General features: G+C 28.9%; 24 protein-coding genes and 1 pseudogene. 21 read left to right on the top strand and 4 right to left on the bottom strand.

Features of this window, described 5'->3' with window-relative positions; genetic code table 11:
• The first annotated feature begins 376 nt into the window (after positions 1-376).
• The gene (locus ACYUE0_RS01625; protein WP_460269259.1) at positions 377-817 is read left to right on the top strand and encodes an EVE domain-containing protein; all 441 of its coding nucleotides are present in this window, start codon (positions 377-379) and stop codon (positions 815-817) included.
• Positions 814-1,962 (top strand): DNA cytosine methyltransferase, encoded by a 1,149-nt coding sequence (locus tag ACYUE0_RS01630; RefSeq protein WP_460269260.1) that lies wholly within the window; start codon positions 814-816, stop codon positions 1,960-1,962. Before ACYUE0_RS01625 ends, ACYUE0_RS01630 begins: the two co-directional genes overlap by 4 nt.
• Before the next feature lie 29 nt (positions 1,963-1,991).
• Here the strand turns inward: ACYUE0_RS01630 and ACYUE0_RS01635 are convergent, their stop codons facing one another.
• Together ACYUE0_RS01635 and ACYUE0_RS01640 are read right to left on the bottom strand one after the other, a co-directional pair.
• A complete protein-coding gene (locus tag ACYUE0_RS01635) occupies positions 1,992-3,002 on the bottom strand; it encodes a hypothetical protein (protein ID WP_460269261.1) in 1,011 nt (336 codons plus the stop codon).
• Positions 3,003-3,720: 718 nt separating this feature from the next.
• Positions 3,721-3,930 carry a helix-turn-helix domain-containing protein gene (locus ACYUE0_RS01640; RefSeq protein ID WP_460269262.1) on the bottom strand — a complete coding sequence of 70 codons (210 nt, stop codon included), beginning with the start codon at positions 3,928-3,930 and terminating at the stop codon, positions 3,721-3,723.
• 207 nt (positions 3,931-4,137) lie between these two features.
• On the opposite strand from ACYUE0_RS01640, the gene ACYUE0_RS01645 reads away from it, so the two are divergent.
• Positions 4,138-4,299 carry a hypothetical protein gene (locus ACYUE0_RS01645; RefSeq protein ID WP_460269263.1) on the top strand — a complete coding sequence of 54 codons (162 nt, stop codon included), beginning with the start codon at positions 4,138-4,140 and terminating at the stop codon, positions 4,297-4,299.
• A 552-nt stretch (positions 4,300-4,851) separates the two neighbouring features.
• Here ACYUE0_RS01645 and ACYUE0_RS01650 read toward each other — a convergent pair.
• On the bottom strand, positions 4,852-5,169 hold the full coding sequence (locus ACYUE0_RS01650) for a hypothetical protein (protein ID WP_460269264.1): 318 nt from the start codon (positions 5,167-5,169) through the stop codon (positions 4,852-4,854).
• A 407-nt stretch (positions 5,170-5,576) separates the two neighbouring features.
• On the opposite strand from ACYUE0_RS01650, the gene ACYUE0_RS01655 reads away from it, so the two are divergent.
• From ACYUE0_RS01655 to ACYUE0_RS01705, 11 genes and pseudogenes are all read left to right on the top strand, one after another.
• A complete protein-coding gene (locus ACYUE0_RS01655) occupies positions 5,577-6,071 on the top strand; it encodes a hypothetical protein (protein ID WP_460269265.1) in 495 nt (164 codons plus the stop codon).
• 201 nt (positions 6,072-6,272) lie between these two features.
• Positions 6,273-6,497 (top strand): annotated as a pseudogene (locus ACYUE0_RS01660) (terminase TerL endonuclease subunit); the annotation flags it as partial.
• Positions 6,498-6,580: 83 nt separating this feature from the next.
• A complete protein-coding gene (locus ACYUE0_RS01665) occupies positions 6,581-7,297 on the top strand; it encodes a zinc-ribbon domain-containing protein (protein ID WP_460269266.1) in 717 nt (238 codons plus the stop codon).
• A gap of 378 nt (positions 7,298-7,675) precedes the next feature.
• Positions 7,676-8,560: a DUF4351 domain-containing protein gene (locus ACYUE0_RS01670; RefSeq protein WP_460269267.1), complete on the top strand. Its 885-nt coding sequence runs from the start codon at positions 7,676-7,678 to the stop codon at positions 8,558-8,560.
• 249 nt (positions 8,561-8,809) lie between these two features.
• Positions 8,810-8,944, top strand: a complete 135-nt coding sequence (locus ACYUE0_RS01675; RefSeq protein ID WP_460269268.1) for a hypothetical protein — start codon at positions 8,810-8,812, stop codon at positions 8,942-8,944.
• Positions 8,945-9,248: 304 nt separating this feature from the next.
• On the top strand, positions 9,249-9,848 hold the full coding sequence (locus ACYUE0_RS01680) for a sugar O-acetyltransferase (RefSeq protein WP_460269269.1): 600 nt from the start codon (positions 9,249-9,251) through the stop codon (positions 9,846-9,848).
• Between the two features lie 559 nt (positions 9,849-10,407).
• Entirely contained in the window at positions 10,408-10,857 is a 450-nt protein-coding gene (locus ACYUE0_RS01685) for a MerR family transcriptional regulator (protein WP_460269270.1), read from the top strand.
• 11 nt (positions 10,858-10,868) lie between these two features.
• Positions 10,869-12,629: a 1-deoxy-D-xylulose-5-phosphate synthase gene (locus tag ACYUE0_RS01690; protein ID WP_460269271.1), complete on the top strand. Its 1,761-nt coding sequence runs from the start codon at positions 10,869-10,871 to the stop codon at positions 12,627-12,629.
• A gap of 176 nt (positions 12,630-12,805) precedes the next feature.
• On the top strand, positions 12,806-13,348 hold the full coding sequence (locus ACYUE0_RS01695; protein WP_460269272.1) for a flavodoxin family protein: 543 nt from the start codon (positions 12,806-12,808) through the stop codon (positions 13,346-13,348).
• Positions 13,349-13,791: 443 nt separating this feature from the next.
• On the top strand, positions 13,792-14,379 hold the full coding sequence (locus tag ACYUE0_RS01700; protein WP_061994236.1) for a DUF523 domain-containing protein: 588 nt from the start codon (positions 13,792-13,794) through the stop codon (positions 14,377-14,379).
• 81 nt (positions 14,380-14,460) lie between these two features.
• Positions 14,461-15,675 carry an NAD(P)/FAD-dependent oxidoreductase gene (locus ACYUE0_RS01705; protein WP_460269273.1) on the top strand — a complete coding sequence of 405 codons (1,215 nt, stop codon included), beginning with the start codon at positions 14,461-14,463 and terminating at the stop codon, positions 15,673-15,675.
• Between the two features lie 436 nt (positions 15,676-16,111).
• Here the strand turns inward: ACYUE0_RS01705 and ACYUE0_RS01710 are convergent, their stop codons facing one another.
• The gene (locus ACYUE0_RS01710; RefSeq protein ID WP_010297230.1) at positions 16,112-16,285 is read right to left on the bottom strand and encodes a hypothetical protein; all 174 of its coding nucleotides are present in this window, start codon (positions 16,283-16,285) and stop codon (positions 16,112-16,114) included.
• 544 nt (positions 16,286-16,829) lie between these two features.
• On the opposite strand from ACYUE0_RS01710, the gene ACYUE0_RS01715 reads away from it, so the two are divergent.
• The 7 genes from ACYUE0_RS01715 to ACYUE0_RS01745 all read left to right on the top strand — a co-directional run bounded on the left by ACYUE0_RS01715 (position 16,830) and on the right by ACYUE0_RS01745 (position 23,502).
• On the top strand, positions 16,830-17,432 hold the full coding sequence (locus ACYUE0_RS01715; RefSeq protein WP_460269274.1) for a hypothetical protein: 603 nt from the start codon (positions 16,830-16,832) through the stop codon (positions 17,430-17,432).
• A gap of 133 nt (positions 17,433-17,565) precedes the next feature.
• Complete coding sequence (locus tag ACYUE0_RS01720) at positions 17,566-17,733, top strand: hypothetical protein (RefSeq protein WP_460269275.1); 168 nt, start codon at positions 17,566-17,568, stop codon at positions 17,731-17,733.
• A gap of 226 nt (positions 17,734-17,959) precedes the next feature.
• On the top strand, positions 17,960-18,622 hold the full coding sequence (locus ACYUE0_RS01725; RefSeq protein ID WP_460269276.1) for a response regulator transcription factor: 663 nt from the start codon (positions 17,960-17,962) through the stop codon (positions 18,620-18,622).
• Positions 18,610-19,710 (top strand): sensor histidine kinase, encoded by a 1,101-nt coding sequence (locus ACYUE0_RS01730; protein WP_460269277.1) that lies wholly within the window; start codon positions 18,610-18,612, stop codon positions 19,708-19,710. The genes ACYUE0_RS01725 and ACYUE0_RS01730 overlap by 13 nt, the downstream gene beginning before the upstream one ends.
• Positions 19,711-19,885: 175 nt before the next feature.
• Positions 19,886-20,758 carry an alpha/beta hydrolase gene (locus ACYUE0_RS01735; protein WP_460269278.1) on the top strand — a complete coding sequence of 291 codons (873 nt, stop codon included), beginning with the start codon at positions 19,886-19,888 and terminating at the stop codon, positions 20,756-20,758.
• 116 nt (positions 20,759-20,874) lie between these two features.
• Positions 20,875-21,444 carry a TetR/AcrR family transcriptional regulator gene (locus ACYUE0_RS01740; RefSeq protein ID WP_460269279.1) on the top strand — a complete coding sequence of 190 codons (570 nt, stop codon included), beginning with the start codon at positions 20,875-20,877 and terminating at the stop codon, positions 21,442-21,444.
• A 264-nt stretch (positions 21,445-21,708) separates the two neighbouring features.
• On the top strand, positions 21,709-23,502 hold the full coding sequence (locus tag ACYUE0_RS01745) for an oleate hydratase (RefSeq protein ID WP_460269280.1): 1,794 nt from the start codon (positions 21,709-21,711) through the stop codon (positions 23,500-23,502).
• Positions 23,503-23,609 lie beyond the last annotated feature (107 nt).

Consider the following 23,609-nt stretch of genomic DNA (forward strand, 5'->3'; position numbering starts at 1 on the left):
GGATGTGTGTTTTATGTTCACTCAGACTACGGTTTAAGGGATTTTTTGGGTTAGGGGGTTGAATAAATACGCAGAACTAAGGATATTTGCACTAAAGTATGGGATTTGCATATTTATATATATGGTAAAGAAAAAAATATAGTAATACTATATAGGCTTATTAAGTACATGGAGAAAAATGGTTATTTATTTAGTTTTTAGGGATTTAAATTTAACATGAAGATAAATGTGTTGTTAATTAACACATTGGCGGAAAATAGTATAAAGTATATAGATATTTAAGGTGCGACGCTTGCAATATATGCTTGCAATTCTTGACTTGTAAAAAGAATATGTTATAATAAACTGAAATGTTACTCAGAGAGGAGGAAAAGTGTTGGAAAATAATTGTTATATGATTATTACTACACAAAAAGATTATAATATTGATGTTGAAAATAATTTTAATGTTGTAGGATTTCCTGAAAGAAATAAAAATTCAGTAAAGAAATTTAAAAAAGGAGATAAAATTATTTTCTATTTAACAAAAAAATCAGTATTTGCTTCTGTTGTTGAAGTTACAGGTGAATACTTTTATGATAGGAAACAAATTTGGAATGATGAATATGATTTATGGCCACATAGAATAAATTGCAAACCATTATATGTAATTAAAGATGTAAATATGATGGTATATATAAAAGATATATGGGATAACTTACAATTCATAAAAAATAAGCATAAGTGGGGTAGTCAGGTTCAAGGAAGTTATAGAAGTTTATCAGAACACGATTTCAAAATAATCGAGGATGAAATATCGAAGAGGTGTAATAAATGAGAGTAGTTTCTTTCTTTTCAGGTGCTGGCGGAATGGATTTAGGATTTGTTTTGGCAGGACATAATATAGTTTGGGCAAATGATTTTGATCAATATGCAGTACAAAGTTATAATTATAATATAGGAGAATTTTTAGAACATAGAGCTGAATTAGGAGATATTACTCATATATTAAATGGAGATAGGAAGGATATTGATAATTTACTTCCAGAATGTGATATTATAATTGGTGGATTTCCATGTCAGGGATTTTCAATAGCAAATGTCAATAGAAATATGGAAGATGAAAGAAATTTCTTATACTTAGAACTATTAAAAGCAATATCGGTAAAACAACCGCCATTTTTTTTGCTTGAGAACGTTAAAGGTTTAGAAAATATGGAACAAGGGACTATATTAAATATGATATTGGATGATTTAGAATTAGCAGGAACTCAAAATTCAAGAGTATTTGAAGGTGATGGACCAGGGTATAAAGTAGTTTATAATGTTCTAAATGCTTACAATTTTGGAGTTCCACAAAATAGAGAAAGAGTAATAATTTTAGGGGTTAGAAATGATGTTAATAATCAACAAGTAATTAATCATATTTTACCAGCTGAAAATTTAATAAATAATAGAAAAAGGTTATATGTAAGAACTACTCATTCATCTAATAGCCAATTAGTTGATGATATTTTACCACATGAAAAGGTGAACTATTTATATAATAATTGGAGAAATGGCGATTTAGATTTTATACAAAATCATTTTATTGGTAGACAAGAAATTTATAGTATTTCAAACTTAAGAGATGCAATAGGTGATTTGCCATATGATTTTGATGAAAATAACGCAGTATATTTTAATCATACTGGAAGTAGGTGTAGGGTAAATATAAGTAATAGAGTTGGCAATAGAGCTACTATTTGGGAGAGACATGCACCAACGATTATGGGAAGAGGTAGTGGCACTGGAGGACCGTTGATTCCACCTCATCCAGAACAACATAGAAGACTTTCAGTTAGAGAAGTAGCACGTATACAAACTTTCCCGGATTTGTTTGTTTTTCAAGGTTCAAACTCAGCAGGATACAGACAAATAGGTAATGCAGTTCCTGTATTAATGGCATATAATATTGCTAAAATATTCCCAAGAGAGCTATAGAATAATTGATATAGCTCTCCATTTGGGAGTTACTTTGATTGATGTTGTTGAATATATTTTTCAATTTGAACTTCTAAATCATTTTTGAATTTAATAAGTTCATTATTAAGTAAACTGTTTTTTAAATTAATACATACTTTTGTATAAGGTAATGTATAATTATCCATAACGTATAGCATGTTTTTCCATCTTAGTCTAAGGTTGTTATTTTCCCATCTGTAGAATATCTTTTCAAACTCTGATTCGGAATTCTTGTAAGTATAGATTAAGGAATTGATAAATGATTTATTTGGAATTAAGTAAAAGTCTATTCTATAATGAGATTTCAAAATAATATAGATATCATCTTCATACACATATTTAAGATACAATTTTAATCTATCAAGAAACTCTTTTTGCTTAGATTTTTTAATTATTGGGTTAAAAATATTTGCTCTTAACTGTTTTCCAGAACCTAATCCAGCTTTTCTATCACCTAAATTTCTGATTTCTTCATCAGTTAAAATACCTTTTAATAACGCTCTATATGATAGGCTACCTGCATTTAATTCTTCATTTGTACTTGAATCAATTACTTCATTATTTAATCCGATAATAGGACCTTTTAGTGTTTTTAATGAAACTTTGTAATCTTCTAATATTAAGTCAGCTTTTTCCCTTTTGTTACCAGATAAATCTGTTGATATTTTCCAATCTTCATTAACACATAACTTGTCCAACAAAAGAATTTCAGATGTGCTTTGAGGATTACTCCTAGATGTTTTATCGCTACACTTTTGATTAAATAATGCAGCAAATATATCTTCGAAAGTACGAGAAGTAGTATTTCTGTCCCTAATTTCTTTATCTGATACAAATGAAAATAATATATTTCCTATAAGGACTCCATCAAATTCATTATCATCTATGCTTTTTCTTAAAATGTTTAAAAAATTATACATTTCATCGATATTTTTCGGATAATCCTTAATATTAGCTCTCCTCAGTAAAGTTTGACCAACCATATCAATTTTTGATAATAAAATTTTGTCTAAAATCATAGCATACCTCCATAAAGTTAAAAGTTTATTATTATGAATAAGACTTATTGTTATAAGAAGATATTAACTCTTCCGTAAATGTCGTATAGCTTTTAGTATTTCTTCATCGGTGAGGTTATAATTCTTATCCACTAACTTAGAAGCAGAATAATAAAGTACTGTCTTTCTTATTAAAGATGGATTTGTTAATTGTTCTAGAGGGTAATCATCTTCATTAGAAGAAGAAACAAATTCATTATAATTTCTTCCTTTAATTTTCTTACCAGTATCTCTAGTACTAGATAATCAACCAGCTATTTATAGTTATCAATCTGAAAATTTGTGTAAATATTGCTGCTATAACATTTAGGGTATTGTTAACAAAAGTATAATTAATTAATATTGCTTCTTTATCATTAATTAATTGAGGTGAATTACATATAGTCACTCCTGTTAAAAGGCCATTTTTACAACTTTTAACTTCAATTCCTCCAATTTTACCGTCATTAAAAGTTAGTACTACATCGGGGTCTGGGCAATTTGGATTGGTATTTATAACAACTTTGCTTATATTAAGTTTTTTTGAATTATCTTTATAATATTTACCAATAAGCTTTTGAAGTGGAATACCAAAATTAGCACCTGATGCATATTACCAATTACTAGGTGATTTAGATATTTCATTATTTAAGTAACATTTTATTTTTTCATTAAAAATACGCATTATTATCTCCTTGTTTTAAAATGTAAAAAGTTTATATATTTCAACTTCTAATGATTGAGCTATTTTTTCAATATTATTAAGTGAAATACTTCTTGTCCCTCTTTCTACAGAGCTGATATAAGTCCTGTGAAGTCCAGTAATTTCAGCTAATTTTTCTTGAGAGTAACCCTTATTTTGTCTGTGTTTTTTTACATTTAGACCGAATTTTTTACAAATATCACTCATAAATTTTCCTCCTACAATAAAATTTTATTAAAATACACACAATAAGTCTACATACAATAAGTAACAAGCAATAATTGCAAATACTAAATTAGAATTAGAAAAAGTTTAACAAGAAAATATGTTCGGATAAATACATATTTAAAAAGATATGGGTATAATAATTTATAACAGATTATTTTTAATGGAAGTAATATAAGGAGGAGAAAAATGAATAACCAAAAAGTGGTATTGTTCGTGCATAAATGTGACAATTGCGGATGGGAATTTATTGCAAACACTACAGTAAATATATGCCCAGAATGTGATGTAGAAATGATAAACCCAGTAAAAGATGAGCTAACTTCAATTATAAATTGGGAAATAGAGTAAATAGTATTTTTGAGAGGTATTATAAATTAAGGTTTGACAAGTAATATCTACAAGTATTAATATGACTACAGTTTGGTGGTTTTATGAGAAAATCAGTACTATAAAATAAAAGGTAAAATAGAATATTTGAAGCAATAAAATATCATATGTTTAATTAATTTCAAATTTCTTAAGGTTGTAAATGAAATTAGTTGCTTGTCTAAAAAATAGCTATTGCCATGAAAGTCATAATGAATATACTAAAAACAATTATAAATATATTTATGATAAATAGAAGTTTTTTTGCCATTTTTTAATTTCTTTTTTCTTTAATAGTGGTAGTGCTAATGAGAAACTTTCTGCATGGCAGCCAGAAAAAGAATAAAGCATAGAGCAATGAAAGCTTCTACCATAAAATAAGGTCCCTAATATAATAATAAATTGGCATATTACATATATGCCAATAAGTATCCCTATCATATTGCTTTCTATTTTAGTTGAGAAAAAGCATCCATCTTTTAATATCTGTAGTGGAATTGAAGATCACGGAAATAGCATTATTGCAATGGATATCTAGAATATTTCTGTTATAAAGGGAATTATTATAAGAGCAATAATCATAAAAATAGAGAAACTTAGCAATGAAATATATTTCATTATTGAAAAATTTCTTCTTTGATTTAATACTTTAATTGATATATAGCTAGAAATTATAACTACAATAGTCCTGAACACATTTTCATACAGCATATAAATGAATTTTATATTTTCACTTAATATTTGATTTTCAGAATTACTCAAAGCAGCGTTAAGTCCACCAACTACAAGTCCTACGATTATGAATATAATAATTATACCCTTAAGAATATTTAGATCTTTATGTTTATTCATCACTATCCCAGTTTCTATTTATTGCATTATCATACATTTTTTTTAATAGCTATTAACTAAGTTTAAAGACTCATCATCAATGTCTTGTAAAATTATACTATGCCATTTCTTTAAATTTCAAATCAACGTTTCTTTAAAGTTCTTTGCTTTATCTGTTAAAAAAAATTGAAGATCTGTTATCTATAGGATTTTTTCTCTTATTACATAGTTTTTTTATTCTAATGTCTTCATAGTCCTGGTCATTACCCCTTTATCATATTGGAGCTCACCTATTATCTGATCCTGTGTTATTCCATCCTTCCTATAAAGGGCTAATAATATTAATCCTTCTGCAGAATTTAGATCATGTTCCTTTAAAGAATTTTTAAAAAATAATTTATTTTAATAAGATTATGCTGACACAGTAATTGAACAAGCATTTTATGTGTCCAAGAAGTGTTGGAATAATAACAAATACAAATTGGAAAAGAATAATTCATTTAAGTCCGATGAAAATAGGACAAGAATATTTTATAGATATAAATAGAATATTACCTCCACCATCTTTAGAAGATTTTTATGTTGAGGTGGATAGTAAAAAAGTATCTAAATATAAGAGTAAAAATGATACATCTATAACTAGAACTATATTTCCTGGTATGGATAAGTTATTTCAGTGGGGAATTATTAAAAGTGGAAACATTGTAGTAATTAAGAACAGAGATAATTCAGAAGCTACAGTTATTGATAGTAAGTATGTTAATTTTAAAGGTGAAAAACTCACTTTTAATAAATGGGGACAAAAGGTAACAGGTTGGTCTAGTATTAGAATTTATGATTGGGCTATAATTAAAGGTAATGATAAAACTTTGCATGAAATGCGTCAAGAAAAAATGTTATCTCTAGAAAATGAACTGGAATAATGTCCAAGCAGTTAGATTAAAACGTGTTCTAACTGCTTGGTTATTTTGCTATAGATTTTTACTTTTCAACACTTAGATTTGTATTTAAGTATATTATTTTTAATCCTTTTAGTTTGAAGGATAGCCATAAATCAAGAATGAAGCTACCTTGATAAGCAATCACAATATAAAACTTTCTTTGTAAAATATGAGTCTGATAAAATGGAATTAACATTAGAAAAAAGAATATCATATGGAGGGCAACCGGTATTAAGTTGTATGATGGATAACATCCTCGTAAAAACAGGTACAGCAGGAAACATAAAACCCGATAAAGAAAAAAGCACATGAAAAATTGATTGAGCTGTAGCTTTAATAATGGCACTAGATAGATTGATTAGAAATCAAGGTAATTTAGGAAGTATTTATGATGAGATTGGGATTTGAATATTACAAAATTATATATAATATTCAAAATAAGGTAAAAATATGTTATAATTCTTAGTATTGTTATTTATAGGGAGGGTATTATGGCTTTAATAAAATGTCCAGAATGTGAGAAAGAGATATCTGATAAAGTAAAGAGTTGTCCTAATTGTGGTTATCCAATAGAGATGGATGATAATGAAACACAAAAAGTTGAGCTCTCATCAGTTAATATTAAATTAGATAAAGATAAGAAAAGTAAAATTACAAGGGGGATAGCATTAATAACTGTTATATTACTGTTATGTGCAGGGGGGTATTTTTTTATTAAATCACAAAATCAAAAGAGTAAAACTGAAGAATATAAAAATAATGTAATAATTTTAAAAGCAGCTATGATTTCAAGTGGGACAGAAGCTGAGGAGTTACTAAATTTAATATCTAAAGTTTGGGTAAATTCTATTTATAAGGATGAAGATGCAGAAACTAATAAATATACCAAGCCAGATGGATATTTTGTAAGCAACTTTAATACAGCTTTAAAAAACTTATTTGCTGATAATACAACAGTACAAACTGTTGAAAGTATTAAAGATGGACAAGAAAATGTATCAGAAATAATGAAAAAATTAAATAATCCACCTGAAGAATATAAATCAATATATGATACAGTAATGGATATGTATACTGCGTATCAATCAATAACAGATTTAGCTGTAAATCCACAAGGTAACATTCAATCTTTCAATGATAATAAAAGAGAAAGAATAGATAAATTTATGGAGTTATATAAAAAAATAGAAGCTCAATTACCAGAGTAATAATAAAATACAAAGTATTAAAAAGCATCTAATTTATATAGGTGCTTTTTTCATACCCATTTTGAGGAATAATTATAGTTTTTCTTTAGAAGTATTCCAAGTGGTAAAACTATAAATGAAAGACTAGTGCTGTTTGTTCTTATGTTATGATACATGCTGAGATCGTAGTTTCACTGCCACTTCATACTATAAGTACACTAAATAGAGATAAAAGTAGTAGAAAATCAAATATAAAGTATAGATAAAATTTTACTAATATCTAGTGAACTTAATTTAAATTTAAAGAAGTTTTAAAGTATAATTAAATTACTTTTATTTGAACTATTTCTACTAATGGATTAAAATATAGATATAATGAAAAACTAGGAAGGTGAACTGATGAAACCTACGAATTATGAAGATTTAATCATGAAAAGAGCAATGGATATTTTTGCAGAAGAAGGGTTAAAGTTCTTTGGTATAGATAAAAAAGTTAAGGAACTTGGACCAACAGAGTTAGTAGTTTTAGAAACTAAAAATATGTTTATGGACTACACCTTTCTAATGGAAGATGACACTTTTATACATTTTGAATTTCAAACAACGAATAAAGGCAAAATGGATTTAAGAAGGTTCAGAGCCTATGAAGCATTATTAAGTCATCAAACTGGAAAAGATGCAGTTACATATGTTGTTTATTCAGGTAATATAAAAAATCCAGAGAGTACTTTAGAAACTGGAATAAATGAATATAAAGTTAAATCCATATCTATGGCGAGTAGAGATGGAGATAAGATATATAATGATATTGTAACTAAAATAAAATTAGGTAAGGATATTACAAAACAAGATATAATATCTTTAACATTCACTCCTATTATGGGAGGAAACATAACAATAGCAGATAAAATAATTAATGCTATACACATAGTAAAAGATATAAACAATGATTATAAGTATGATGTGGAATCAATATTATATGCTTTTGCAAATAAATTTTTAAGTGGAAAAGATTTGGAGAAAGTAAAGGAGGAATTGCGAATGACTGAACTAGGTAAAAGTTTAATAAAAGAAGGAATGGAAAAGGGAATGGAAAAGGGAATAAAAGAAGGTAGAGAAGAAGGAAAATCTGAACTTTTAATTAAAATGTTAATTAAGAAATTTAAAAAAGTACCTGATGAATATAAGAAAAAAATAAAATCACTTCCAGAAGAAACTTTAGAAGTAATTGCAACGGATATATTTGATTTAAATTCAATAGAAGAGTTAAAACAATATTTTTAGAATAAAGCAATATATAGAGTTTCAAGTTGACTTTTAAAATTATCTATTCCAAAACTTAGATACCTAAAATAGTGAAACATGTTCCTAATCATTTAGAGTTCATTTAAATTGGATCTTGCTTCCCTATGTAACTAGCTTATTGAATGTATCAGTAAGCTAGTTTTTCTTTGTTTAATAAACCCGTACTTGACATATTTTAAATTAGCTCCAGTTGTTTTGGCTGTAATACAAGAGACTATGGTGGAGAAGATGACAGTGCTTTATGGGGAGAAGATTATTTTAGATTTGCTTGATGGAGAAGATATAGAAGTAGTAAGTAAATATAAAAGTGAAAATAGAAGTTATTTGTGGGTTCATAAAACAATCCTAACTGGATTTTTTTAGTTAATGTGTGTAAAATAAGGAGTAATATATATAATATGTTTTTATAAGTAGAACTTTAATTCTAAAGTAATTGCAAAAATGAAATTGTATACATAATATTTTAGTGGGAAACATTATGGAACTAATGAAGTAAAAAGAACAATTATGTTCTTTTTTAGAGATGCCTAGAGCAAAACGAATTATAGAAAGTGAAGAATTTTATTTTGAGAAGGCTATTGATAAATTTATATTATTGAAAAGTAGTATACATAATGATTATTAATACAATTTTTAAACAAATATAACTTTGAAAGGAATAAGATTAATGGATTTTACAGAAATTATGAGACAAAATAAAGGATATTTTTCAAATCATAAAGATATGCCATCGCAATTACAACAAAAGGCAAAAGAATTATGTTGGAGATATAATCAAACGGCACCATCCGAAGGTGAAAAGAGAAGTAGTATTTTAAAAGAATTACTAGGGATCTGTCATCCATTAACGTTTATCGAGCCATCATTTCGTTGTGATTATGGGTTCAATATACATACCCATGGACTTGCTATAATTAATTATAATTGTGTGATATTAGATACATCTCCAGTTCACATTGGTGCTAATGCATTTATAGCTCCTGGAGTTTGTTTAGCCTGTTCTGGTCATGCTATACTTTCAAGACAAAGAGCAGAAGGAATTGGAACTTCAAAACCCATTACAATACAAGACGATGTTTGGATTGGTGCTAATGCAACTGTATGTGGTGGAGTTACTATTGGAAAAGGTAGCATTATTGGGGCAGGAAGTGTGGTAAATAAAGATATTCCAGAAGGTGTGATTGCAGTAGGTAATCCTTGCAAAGTATTGCGAGAGATTACAGAAGAAGACATAATTAACCTATCATATGAGCAAGAAAATTTCTAAATATGTAGGAAGTAGTATACTGTGCTATTTATAAGAATTCTAAAATAGTGAGATATGCTTCGAACTACCTATAATTCAACATTGTATCTTTTATAAAAAAATTTTAAAGTTATTGAATAAATTTAAATTGGAACTTATTTTTCTATATAACTAGCTTATTGTATTTAACAGTAGGCTAGTTTTTTCTTTTTAAAAAACGTTGACCTAAATTCGCCTTAAGGTTTTATAGTTATTATATCGGTGAATAATAATCAACACATAAAGGAATATAATTTTTGATTTGGTAGGAGAATAAAAATGAAGGTGATAATTTATTAAAAGAGGCAAAAAATTATGTATATTATGTGATTGTTATGCAAATCATGTTTGATTTGATTCTGAAAACTATTAAAAAATATGATGTAAGTCAATTGAGTTAATAAGATACACGCATTGGACAAGAAAAAATAATGTTTTTTTAATTAAGGTATTGACATAAAGTTAACTTTACCCCTTATGATTGTTTTGTAGATTATATTAATTATGATTAATTATCACTCAGTGAAGAAAGGAGTGCTATATGAATTATACTATAAGACAAGTTGCAGAGAAAATGGGAGTTACAGTTCCTACTTTGCGTTACTACGATAAAGAAGGACTTCTACCATTTGTAGATAAGAAGCCGAATGGCACTAGAGTTTTTAAAGATGAAGATTTCCAGGGACTGGCTATTATAACATGCATGAAAAATTCTGGAACGCCAATAAAGGATATAAAAAGGTATATGGATTTGTGTGCAGAAGGTGATATCACATTGCAGAAACGATTGGAAATTTTTCTTGAAAGAAAGGAAGCTGTCCAAAAACAGATGGAAGAATTAAATAGGATTATGGAAACTATTAACCATAAGATTTGGTATTATGAAACAGCAATTGAAGCTGGAACAGAAGAAATTCATAAACAAAACAAAGAAAATGAAAAGGAAGACGAAAATATAAAAAATGTCTGCAGTAGAATGAATGAATTTTAGGAGGATGAAATATGTATTTAGATAAAATAAATTCACCAGAAGATGTAAAAAAATTATCAGTAAATGAAATGAAAGATTTAAGTGCAGAAATTCGTCAGGTATTGCTTAAGAAGTTAAGTGAACATGGCGGACATATTGGTCCTAATCTTGGAATTGTTGAGCTGACAGTTGCATTACATTATGTATTTAACTCACCAAAGGATAAGATTGTTTATGATGTTTCTCATCAGAGCTATACTCATAAGATCCTCACTGGAAGAAAGGAAGCATTTATTAATTCAAAAAAATATGATGAGGTTTCTGGTTATTCTAATCCAGAAGAAAGTAAGCACGACTTTTTCAACATTGGACATACCTCCACATCTATAAGTCTTGCCTGTGGTCTTGCTAAAGCAAGAGACTTAAAAGATGAGAATGAGAATGTTATTGCTATTATTGGAGATGGTTCATTAAGCGGCGGAGAAGCTTATGAAGGACTAAATAATGCATCAGAAGCAGGAACAAATATGATTATTATTGTAAATGATAATGATATGTCTATTGCAGAAAACCATGGTGGTTTATATAAAAATCTTAAGGAACTTAGAGACTCAGAAGGAAAATGTCAATGTAATTTCTTTAAGGCAATGGGATTAGATTACTATTATGTAAAAGACGGGCATGATTTTGAGCAGTTAATCAGAGTATTTAACAAGGTTAAGGATATAAATCATCCAGTGGTTGTTCATATTCATACAATTAAAGGAAAAGGTTTTGAATTTGCTGAAAATAATAAAGAGCAGTGGCACTGGGGAATGCCTTTTGTAATAGAGACAGGAGAATCAAAATCTTCTATAAGTGATACAGAAGATTATGGAAATCTTACTGGAAAATATCTGTTAGATACTATAAAAAAGGATCCAAAAGTGGTTGCTATTACATCAGGAACTCCGTCAGTGTTTGGTTTTTGGCAAGAAAGAAGAAAAGAAGCAGGAAGACAATTCGTTGATGTTGGTATTGCAGAAGAACATGCAGTAGCTTTGGCTTCAGGAATTGCAGCAAATGGTGGAAAGCCAGTTTATGGAGTATATAGTACGTTTCTTCAAAGAACATATGATCAGCTTTCACAAGATTTGTGCATAAATAATAATCCAGCAGTAATACTTGTATATTTGGCATCTGTTTATGGAATGAATGATATAACACATCTTGGATTATACGATATTGGCATGATGAGTAATATTCCCAATATGGTATATCTTGCTCCAACATGTAAAGAAGAATATTTTAAAATGCTTAAGTGGGGAATGAGTCAAAATGAGCACCCAGTGGCTATTCGTGTTCCGGCGATGGGAGTAATCGAAAGCGGAGTAGAAGATAAGACAGATTACTCTAAATTGAATAAATATAAGGTTTCAAAAATTGGAAAAGATGTTGCAGTGATTGCACTTGGAGATTTCTATCAACTTGGTCAGTCCGTTGTAACAAAGCTTTCAAATGAAAATGGCATTGAGGCTACTCTAATTAATCCAAAATATATTACAGGGATAGATGAAGAAGTTTTAGAAAGCTTGAAAAAAGAACATAAACTTGTAATTACTCTTGAAGATGGAATTTTAGATGGTGGTTTTGGTGAAAAGATTGTAAGATTTTATGGACTTTCTGATATGAAAGTATTAAATTATGGTATCAAAAAGGAATTATTAGATCGTTATGTTCCCGATGAACTTATGAAAAAAAATAGACTTACGGATGTTCAGATTATAGAAGATATTATAAGTATCTTAAAATAAGGTATTGGACATGTTATCGATAAAAAAATATATAGTGATTTAGAAAATGATTAATTTAATAAAATTGCAATTAATAATCAAAAAATCACGAGTGTTTGTATTATTTATATAAAATAACACTTAAAGATGCTGTTAAAGTATTTATAAAATCTTATCAATAAAGGAGGAGGAATAAAATGAATAAGAACGTGCTTGTAATTTCTACTAGTCTTCGAAAGGGTGCTAATAGCGACACCCTTGCAGATGAACTGATTCGTGGAGCGAAAGATGCTGGAAACAATGTTGAAAAAATAAGCTTAGAAGGAAAAACAATAGGATTTTGTAAAGGCTGTCTTGCCTGTCAGAAAACACAAGAATGTGTTATTAAAGACGATGCTTCAAATATAGTAAAAAAAGTTAAGAATGCAGAAATAATAGTTTTTGCCACACCAATTTATTATTATGAGATGAGCGGACAAATGAAAACGTTGCTTGACCGTCTAAATCCCCTGTTCCCATCAGATTATTCTTTTAGAGAAGTTTATTTGATTACTGCCGCAGCTGATGATAATCCCAAAGCTATGGATGCTGCTGTAGAAGGACTTAATGGATGGATTAAGTGTTATGATAAAGCAAGGTTATCAGATGTTATCCGAGGTGTAGGGATAACAAATATCGGCGATGTACAACATCATAGAAAGTTAATAAATGAAACCTACGAAATGGGTAAATCACTTTAAAAATTTCAGAAATAATTGTAACGGATATATTGAGTTAAATTCAAACAATATTTTTAGAATAAAGTAATATATAGGGTTCCAAGCTGACTTTTAAAATTATTTATTTCAAAACTTGGATACCTAAAATAGTGAGACATGCTTCGAATTACCTAGAGTTCAACTGTATCTTGTATAAAAATATTTTAAAGTTATTGAATAAATTTAAATTGAAACTTGTTTCTCTATATAACTAGCTTATTGTATTTAACATTAAGCTAGTTTTTTATTGTTTAAAACTATTTATTTTAAAATTTCAATACACAAAATAGTTAGTCTATTTCATTATGGATTTATACAATTTTACAATAAAAGGTAAACCTATATTTTAGTGTTTTAAGAATATAACCATATACTTTAGGAAAAAATAAATCTTAAAATCTAAATAATTAAGAAGGGATTATAATATGTCTAAAAGAAAGCGTTATTTCATAATAGTTTCACACTGTTTATTGAACCCAGCTACTAGGGTTCATTTATTAGGGAAAAACTTTATTTTTTCTCAAAAAATAATAGATTATTTTTTAGATAAACACATTAGTATTATTCAATTACCTTGCCCAGAGTTTACAGCAATGGGTTACTTGAGAAATCCACAAGGAAGAGAACAATATGACAATATATTTTTTAAAAAACATTGTAGAAAAGAACTTCAATCTTATGTGGATATGGTATGTGAACTTAGAAACAATAATAATACTCCTCTATGCTATATCGGAATACAAGGAAGTCCAACTTGTAGTATATATTGGGGTAAGCATAAAGTAAACAAATATAATACAGAGTCTATGATGCCAGATTTAAATGGTGATCAAGTAGAAGGGACTTACGGAGTAATGACGGCAGTGTTAGATGATATGTTAAAAGAGAATAAAATTAATATACCTTACTTAGAGGTTCCAGTAAAAGAGAATATTGATTCTGAAAAAAGTATTAAATTTTTTAATGATTTATATGAATTATTAGGTGTCCCTGAAAAAAGTAGAAATACTTAAGAAATTCTAGAGGATTAATTACAAAAGCATAAGAAATATATTTTTAATATTGAAATTATACATAAGGATAGGTGTTTTAATATGAATACACAATATGTACAAGGTGATTGTATATTTACAAGAATTAATAAAACTATAAAACAATATGAATATTTAACAGAAGATATAGATACAGAAGTAATAATAGTAGGAGGCGGAGTTACTGGAGCAATTTTAGGACACTACTTTAGTAAAAATAATATTAATTGCGTTATTTTAGAAAAATCAAGAATAGGTCATGGTAGTACTAGTATAACAACATCATTGCTTCAATATGAACTTGATGATAATGCTATGGAGCTAAAGTCATATACAAGTATAGAAAATATAATAAGATCATATAATCTTGGAATAAAAGCATTAGATGAAATTGAAGAGTTTATAAATGAACATGGTAATAAATGTGATTTTAAAAGAGTAGACAGTTTTTTATATACAGATAAGAAACTAGAAAATAAGGAAATGAAAGAAGAGTATTATATAAGAAAAGAAGCAGGATTACCTGTAGAATTTATTGATGAAGATAATAATCCATTTCTATTTGATGTAAAAGGAGGTGTAATAGGTAAAAATGGAGGAGCTGTATTGAACCCCTATAAATTTACTCAACATCTAATTGAGGTAAGTTGTAAGCAGGGATTAAGAGTATACGAAAATACAGAAGTTTTAGATGTTCAATATTCAGAAAATGATGTTACTGTAGAAACTGTATATGGTTATAAAGTTAAAGGTAAAATTATTATTGCAGCTACAGGCTACAATATAGGAATTTTTACTAAAAGAGCCTTTGGAACCAAAACTACTACATTTAATCTTGCAACTAAACCAATAGATAATATTGAGAATATTTATAAAAATGTTATTATTAGAGATAATAAAGATCCTTATACTTACTTTAGAACAACTAAAGACAACAGGCTAATAATTGGTGGCGAGGATATAAACTTTATACCAGATATATATAATAAAGAACTATGTAATAAAAGTTATGAAACGTTAGAACAAAGGTTAAAAAGTTTATTCCCAAATTTAAATATAGAAATAGAATATAAATATTGTGGAGCATTTGCATCCACTCAAGATAATTTAGGTTTTATAGGAAAAGATCCGACTAATTCTAAGTTATGGTATTGCTTAGGTTATGGAGCAAATGGTATATTATTTGCTATGTTAGGTGGAATGATGTTAAGTAAATTATATTATGGAGAAGTAGATAAAGATATAAACTTATTTAAAGTAGATAGATTTGATCAATAATATTAGAGTTAAAAAAAGTACAGGATTAATAATTTTTTTGTAAAAAAGATAATATAATTATTGTAGAAAAATGGGCTGTTGCAAAACTAACTTAAGGTTAGAGGAGCAATAGCTTGTTTTGTATATGTAATTTACTTAATATATGATTAATTACAAGAAAAAATTTAATAATGTATATGAAGTGGTTTTACTATTAAATTTAGAGGGTTTAATACCAAAAGATGATTATTTTCTTAGGTTATAATGTCAGAAATAATAATGTATGAATGTTAAAATTGCAGTGATTACTAATATAAACAAAAATGTACCTAAATAAATCATAATAGTAAAATGAAGGTATATAAAAATTTAACAAAAACATATTTTTATTGAATAGCAAAAAAGGAGCGTCGCTCCTAATTATTTTAATTATTTTGCGACAGCCCCTTTTTTAGTATTAATCTTGAAAATTAGATAATTGTTGACATGCAGAATTAAGTGAATCTATTGCTGATTGAATTTTAGTCTTATTTTCTGCTTTTTCTGCTGAAGTAAGTGCTTTTTCTAATGATGAAACTGTATTTTGCACATTTGTCATACTTTGATCAACATATTGTTTAGCTTTTGCCATGAGTAATACCTCCTACATATAAATTTCACTAATAGTATGGTCATAATAATAAAAAATATGTATTCAATAAAATTAATGTTTAATTATTAAAAGAATGTGTGTTTACATTTTCAATTAGAATATAATTTAAACTTACATATAAAATAGTAAACTATGATATCATAGTACCTTAGTTTTTTCGCGTTCAAAATTGTTTAGAATATAGATGATATAGAGTTCCGAATTTACCTTTAAAATTATTCATTTCTACAATGAAAAAGTTATAAATTTATAGTAGTTACTTACAATACTGTTAATTGGTATTTTGTTGTGATGAAGCGTTTGAAATAGAAAGGTAAACCTACTAATGCTAATTCTATGCCTTAAAAGAGCAAGTTCTGTTATTAGGTTTATTTTGTATTTTTATTAAAATAGTATTAAAAATTTTATGAATTTGTGAGGAATTGTTACGAAAACTATTGACTCAATATTATAGAAGCGGTATATTGAAATCATAACGAATCGTAACGAATTTAAGAGGAGGGTAAATATGAATATTTTTCAAATGAAAACAAAGCCGCATGGTATTGAAAGGTTTCGCCAATTTATTGATGAAGGATTTGTTTGTATAGGATGGCCTGGGATTGGGGATTTAGAGCAGGCAAGTATAGATGAAATTCGTTCTAGAATTAAAAAAGCTTATAAGTATGAGGCACATAAACTTGGAAATGCATTAGGCCAAGTTAATACTTTTGTAAATACAATGAAAACAGGAGATATTGTTTTTATTGTAGAAAATGACTACACTTACGTAGGTAAAGTAGGGAAATATGTATATGAGGAACAGTATGATAACGATAAAGATGGTATGTGTCATAGAAGAAGTGTTGAATGGATTGATAGGAATTTGATTAATGAACTTGATAGTGGGATTCAAAAACTTATTAGTAATAGAAATACAATATGTAAATATCCACAATCTATTAAGGAATCAGAATTAAGTAAATTAGTAGGGAAACAAGCATCTATAGATAAAGAAAACCTGGAAAAATTAGATGAATTATTTATCAATGCTTTAAAAATTTTAGAAGAAGAACTAAAGTCTACTGATCCAGGTCGTAGACTCAAAGCGGCAACTGAACTTATACGATTAAAAAGGAATCAATAATTATAGAAGCGTTTACCATGACTAAGGAAGAAGAATTAATGGAATTTTTACATGAAAAAGTGTTTGACCCAATTATAAATTCAACAACAGTTTTCCAAAGATAAAAAGTAGTATAAACATCACAATAGGCAGAATGAGTGGACTAAGTGCAGAAAAAATGGTTCAGTATTTTTGGCCATCACTTGCAACAGAAAATGCTATTATTTTTTCAAAACATATGAAGGCGGAAAGCTTAACACGTTTTGAGGAAGATATGGAAGAGTTTAGAGATAAATTTAATGATAATTGGATAAAAAAATAATAGTAATAAATTAATAGATATGAGCTATTATGGGTAAATGGATATATGGAAATGACTATGATAATTTAGTAAGATATACACTTGAAAAGGTTATAAATCATATGATGATAGATTATTTAAAGTACATCTATTTTTAATTTAAAAATCTTCATAAAATCTTTATAAAGATTTTATAAGATGCTTTTGAAGGGAGCAAAAGAAAAGTAATATAGGGGGGATGGAATATATGGCTAAAATACTTGTTGTCGATGATGAAGAAAGAATTCTTAAATTAATAAGGAATATTCTGATTCAGGATGGTCATACGGTTACATCATGTTTGAGCTTTGATGAGGTGGAAGAGAATAAACTACCATGGTTTAATATGATTCTGCTGGATGTAATGATGCCGGGAACAGATGGCTTTGAGGCTTGCAGGAGAATTCGTGATAAAGTAGATTGTCCGATTATGTTTATTACTGCAAAGACGGAGGAAGCAGACATAGTATATGGATTTGGACTAGGTGCGGATGACTATATTAAAAAGCCGTTTAGCATGGGAGAACTGAAAGCAAGGGTAAGCGCCCATCTAAGAAGAGAAAGTCGTGAGCACCGTTCAGTACTGCAGTCAGGAGATATTCAATTTGATTTACAAAGAATGAAGCTAATGGTCAGAAATGCCAGTATAAATTTGACGAAAGGTGAATACCAAATATGCGAATATCTTGCAAAACACAGCGGACAGATATTTTCGAGAGAACAGATATATGAAGCTGTATTCGGATATGATGGAGAAAGTAATGACAATACAATTGTAACCCATATTAAGAATATAAGAATTAAGCTAGATGATGCCGGAGTTTCGCCAATAAAAACAGTCTGGGGGATCGGATATAAGTGGGAAATGTAAAGAATAGAAAGAGACACCAGACAACGCTCATGTCTATTGTAATAAAAGCAGTTTATGGTATTGGATTTGGTATTTTAGGGTTAACACTGTGCATACTCATGTTTTTGTATATTGTCGCGGAAAAACAGCTTTTTACAAGTGAAGTGTTTGTTAATATTGAGTTAGCAATTGTAATTGGATACCTATGCTTTGCAATAGTTTTAATATTTCTAATTGCATTTTTGACGTCCAGAAAGCTGAAAAAAAGAGGTCAATCCATTTTAGAAGCAACAGAAAAAATCAAAGCGCATGATTTGGATTTTAATATAAATTCCAGTGGAGTTAAAGAAATCGATCAGGTACTGGATAGCATGGATGATATGCGACTGGCATTAAAAGAAGCTCTGGAAACACAGTGGCGTTTGGAACAAAATCGTAAAGAGCAAATTTCGGCTCTTGCACATGATTTTAAGACACCAATTACAGTTTTGAAAGGTAACATAGATTTACTACAAGTTAGTAAATTAGACCATGTTATTAAAGAGTATGTTGAAGATGCGAAGGCCAGTCTGGAACAGATAGAGATGTATCTGACTGAGCTTCTGGAGATGACGCATGCGGATAGAGGTTATATTGTAAATAAGCAGAAAATTAATCTCAATGAAATACTTGATGAAGCGGTTACAATGTTAACAAGGATAGCGGATGAAAAAGAAATTACAATTTTCACTGAAAAGGGAAAAGAGAATATTTTCATTTCAGCAGATTTAAATCTATTAAACCGAGTGTTTAATAACTTGATATCAAATGCGCTGGATTATACTCCGCAAAAAGGAACTATAAACATAATTCTTACTTCTAAAGAAAGTAAAGCAGTTATTTGTATTACAGATTCCGGCTGTGGTTTTAGTCCAATTGCTATAAAACATGGCAAGGAACAATTCTACATGGATGATGACACAAGTAGAGGCAGAAAGAATCATTATGGTTTAGGATTATACATTGCAGATTCAATTATAAAACAGCATAATGGAACAATGCTGCTTGCAAATGATGAATTGACCAGAGGAGCAAAGATAATAATTCAAATCCCCCTAATGAAAGAATAATAAATAATTGAATGATTACTTTTCTGAAAATAGTATGAGAGATAAATTAAAAAAAATAGTAAGAATATTAAAAAAGGTATTATTAGTATTAATAGGACTTTTGATAATCTTTTTGCTTAGCACTACAATTTGGAATAAGATTGTTTGCATGCAAGAGGATAAAGCATTAAGCTGTGTGGGCACAGATGTGAATGTTAATGGCACAAATATAAGGGTGTCAGTTGCTGGTGAGGGCAAAAAAACTATCGTATTACTTAGCGGAATGGGAACGGCCAGTCCAATTATTGATTTTAAGCCGCTTGCTGATAAGTTAAGTAAACATTATAAGGTGGTAACATTAGAATATGCAGGATATGGGTTAAGTGGCGATTTAAATAAAGTACGAACGAATGAGGCTATTGTAGAAGAAATAAGAGGTACATTACGTCAATTAAAAATTCAGCCACCTTATATATTAGCACCTCATTCAATTTCAGGAATATACTGCCTGAAATATATGAAAAATTATCCAGAGGAAGTAGAAGCCATGATTGGTATAGATTCTTCTATACCAAATCAGGCAAAGTATCAAAGTGACTTTGCAATTTCAAACAGATTATATTATCTGGCAAGATTTATGGACTTAACAGGCCTTACACGATTATCTTATCTTTCAGGACCAGAGTATCTTCAGGATATGGAATCAAGTGGAAGTTATTCTGAAGAAGATATGAAAAATGTGGCTGCTTTATTTAATAGAAAATCTATTACAAAAGCACAGCTTAGTGAAAACAGGCTTTTTAGAGAGAATTGTAAAGCACTTTATGATGTTAAATACCCTGATAACATGCCTGTACTGTTTATATTAAGTGATAATTCATGTAAGTCATATAGAGAAGAATTAGCAAAACAAGGCTATAATAAAACCTGGGACGGATTACATGAAGAAGTAATCTCAAATCCTAATATTCAAAAGATAGTGTATTTGAAAGGTAAGCATTATTTACATTGGAGACAGTCAGAAGCAATTGCTGACATAGCGGATGATTTTTTACAAGGTAAGTATTAGATCTTGGATGAAATTTCATATTATCCGGTGATATTGATTATGATGATGGATTATTTAAAAATAACCTACCCTATGTTATAATTTTCAATATAGATAAAGCATTGGGGGGTGGAAATTTGGCTAAGCAATATACTAGAAAAATGATTCGTGATGTATTTATAAAGATGCTGAATGAACATCCACTTAACAAGATCACAGTTAAGGATATTGCTACAGCATGTGAAATAAATAGAAATACTTTTTATTATTACTACACAGACATATATGCACTTTTGTCAGAGATATTCCAAACAGAACTTCAGACAATAATTGATGAATATAATGATACACTTTCCTGGGAAGAGAGTTTTATTGTAGCTACCAAATTTGCTTTAGAAAACAAAACAGCCATTTATCATGTATATAATTCTATGCAGCGAGAAGAACTAGTGAACTATATATACAATGTATCAGGAAATGTGATGGTTCGGTATATTGAAAGAGTAAGCGATGGTATCTCAGCTTCTTTGGAGGATATAAAATTGATTGCTTCATTTTATCAGTGTGCCCTTACTGAAATGGTAATACAATGGATTGCTATGGGGATGAAAGAGGACCCTGATACTATTATTAGACGAATCGGTCAGCTTTTCGATGGGAACATTGAGCTATCCCTTAAGAGAAGTGCTGATTTAAATAATGTATAGCGGGAATCAATAAGGAAAATCCTTTTTATTAGACATTTTGACGTAGATGCCTAATAATTAGATAAATAAACTGCGGTGTTTAAATTTCGAACACCGCAGTTTATTTATCTAATGAAAAAAACACAAAAAAACCATATTATAGATTTATAGAGATATTACAGATAATAAGTATATACAAATTTAAATGAGGACTTATATATTTACTCTAAATATAATGGTAGCATTTGCAAAACTATTAAAAAATTAAGAAAGAGGGGGATAATAATGAAATTAAAGACACATGATGATAGACTTACCCTTACAAATGGAAGTTATCATGCTCTAGTAAATGCAAGAAAACCTAAGGGAATTGAGGACAAAAAAGCTTATTTAATTGGTACTGGAATTGGGGCTTTAGCTGCTGGTTGTTTTTTAATTCGTGATGCTCACATGGATGGCAGCAAGATTACCTTCTTAGAGCAATTAGACATTCCTGGGGGATCTATGGACGGAGAGGTTCGTCAAAATATGGGTTATGTAGCACGTGGCGGACGTGAAATGGGTCACCATTTTGAAGTTTTATGGAGCTTGTTTAGTTCATTACCATCTACAGAAGATCCTAATATGACGGTTTTAGATCATTTTTATTATACAAACTACGATGATCCAAACTCTAGCAATTGTCGTATTACTAAAAATCAAGGTGAACGTTATGACAATGGGAAATTCAATTTGGGTCAAGATTTAGCAAAAGAATTAGCTGCTTTTGTAAATATACCCGATGAAGAACTTGAAAATAAATCTATTGAAGATATTTTCTCTGAAGAACTTTTAAACACTGATTTTTGGACATATTGGAGAACAATGTTTGCTTTTGAAAATTGGCATAGTGCTTTAGAGATGAAATTATATATGACTCGTTTCATTCATCATGTTGGGGGACTTCCAAATCTTTCAGCGCTGCAATTTTCAAGACATGATCAATTCACTTCATTTATAAAACCTATGGTTAAATATTTAGAAGACAATGGTGCTAAATTTCAATATGGAGTTACTGTTAACAATGTTGAATTCTCGATTTCAGATGATAAAAAGGTTGCAAAGAGAATAGTTGCAACAAATAAAGCTGGAAAAGATATCTCTATTGATTTAACAGAAAATGATTTAGTATTTATTACTAATGGTTCTATGACCGAAGGTTCAGGATATGGTGATGACAATACTCCTGCACCATTTAATAGAGAGCCAGAAGGATGTTGGAAATTATGGAAAAATATATCATCACAATCAGATGAATTTGGAAATCCAGACAAATTCTGTACAAATACAGAAAAATCTAATTGGGAATCTTGTACAGTAACTTGTCATGATGAACGTGTTCCTGAGTACATTGAAAAAATCACAAAACGTTCACCATATGGTGGACGTACTGTAACAGGCGGAATAGTTACAGCACTGGACTCTTCATGGTTGATGAGTTGGACAATAAACCGTCAAGAACAATATTATGGGCAGCCAGAAAAAGATGTTCTAGTTTGGGTATATGGTTTATTCTCTGATGTTCCTGGAGATTATATTAAAAAACCTATGAGAGATTGTACTGGTAAGGAAATCACAAAGGAATGGTTATATCATATAGGAGTTCCTACAGATAAAATTGAAGAATTAGCAGAATCATGTAGCTCAATTCCTGTTATGATGCCATTTATAACATCTCAATTTATGCCTCGTGCAGCTGGGGATCGTCCATATGTTGTACCAAAGAATGCAGTAAATTTTGCTTTCCTTGGACAATTTGCTGAGACATTGGATGATCCAGGCCGTGATACTGTATTTACTATAGAATACTCAGGCCGTACAGCTATGGAAGCAGTATATGTTTTAACTGGAGTTGAAAAAGGAGTTCCTGAGGTATTTTCTTCAAGATATGATATTCGTTATTTATTAAATGCAGGTGTATGTTTATTAGATGGAGAAAAACCAAAACTTGATTTACCGCCAATAACTAGACGTAAAATTTTAAAACAAGTAGCAGGAACAGACATTGAAAAGTTATTAAAAGAATATGGAATTGTTTAATGACATTTACAATTAGATAATTGGACTATACTATTACAAAAGAAGAATACTTACAAAAAATATAAGAGCAATGCAATTTAAATCATAACAATATGCTTATAGAATAG

Source organism: Clostridium sp. CTA-19 (assembly GCF_054767855.1).

Bases quoted from the DNA above. Each gene is read 5' to 3' on its own strand.
- ACYUE0_RS01630 (WP_460269260.1), top strand. From the start codon at position 814: ATGAGAGTAGTTTCTTTCTTTTCAGGTGCTGGCGGAATGGATTTAGGA.
- ACYUE0_RS01635 (WP_460269261.1), bottom strand. From the start codon at position 3,002: ATGATTTTAGACAAAATTTTATTATCAAAAATTGATATGGTTGGTCAA.
- ACYUE0_RS01640 (WP_460269262.1), bottom strand. From the start codon at position 3,930: ATGAGTGATATTTGTAAAAAATTCGGTCTAAATGTAAAAAAACACAGA.
- ACYUE0_RS01645 (WP_460269263.1), top strand. From the start codon at position 4,138: ATGAATAACCAAAAAGTGGTATTGTTCGTGCATAAATGTGACAATTGC.
- ACYUE0_RS01650 (WP_460269264.1), bottom strand. From the start codon at position 5,169: ATGAATAAACATAAAGATCTAAATATTCTTAAGGGTATAATTATTATA.
- ACYUE0_RS01665 (WP_460269266.1), top strand. From the start codon at position 6,581: ATGGCTTTAATAAAATGTCCAGAATGTGAGAAAGAGATATCTGATAAA.
- ACYUE0_RS01670 (WP_460269267.1), top strand. From the start codon at position 7,676: ATGAAACCTACGAATTATGAAGATTTAATCATGAAAAGAGCAATGGAT.
- ACYUE0_RS01675 (WP_460269268.1), top strand. From the start codon at position 8,810: ATGACAGTGCTTTATGGGGAGAAGATTATTTTAGATTTGCTTGATGGA.
- ACYUE0_RS01680 (WP_460269269.1), top strand. From the start codon at position 9,249: ATGGATTTTACAGAAATTATGAGACAAAATAAAGGATATTTTTCAAAT.
- ACYUE0_RS01685 (WP_460269270.1), top strand. From the start codon at position 10,408: ATGAATTATACTATAAGACAAGTTGCAGAGAAAATGGGAGTTACAGTT.
- ACYUE0_RS01690 (WP_460269271.1), top strand. From the start codon at position 10,869: ATGTATTTAGATAAAATAAATTCACCAGAAGATGTAAAAAAATTATCA.
- ACYUE0_RS01695 (WP_460269272.1), top strand. From the start codon at position 12,806: ATGAATAAGAACGTGCTTGTAATTTCTACTAGTCTTCGAAAGGGTGCT.
- ACYUE0_RS01700 (WP_061994236.1), top strand. From the start codon at position 13,792: ATGTCTAAAAGAAAGCGTTATTTCATAATAGTTTCACACTGTTTATTG.
- ACYUE0_RS01705 (WP_460269273.1), top strand. From the start codon at position 14,461: ATGAATACACAATATGTACAAGGTGATTGTATATTTACAAGAATTAAT.
- ACYUE0_RS01710 (WP_010297230.1), bottom strand. From the start codon at position 16,285: ATGGCAAAAGCTAAACAATATGTTGATCAAAGTATGACAAATGTGCAA.
- ACYUE0_RS01715 (WP_460269274.1), top strand. From the start codon at position 16,830: ATGAAAACAAAGCCGCATGGTATTGAAAGGTTTCGCCAATTTATTGAT.
- ACYUE0_RS01720 (WP_460269275.1), top strand. From the start codon at position 17,566: ATGAGTGGACTAAGTGCAGAAAAAATGGTTCAGTATTTTTGGCCATCA.
- ACYUE0_RS01725 (WP_460269276.1), top strand. From the start codon at position 17,960: ATGGCTAAAATACTTGTTGTCGATGATGAAGAAAGAATTCTTAAATTA.
- ACYUE0_RS01745 (WP_460269280.1), top strand. From the start codon at position 21,709: ATGAAATTAAAGACACATGATGATAGACTTACCCTTACAAATGGAAGT.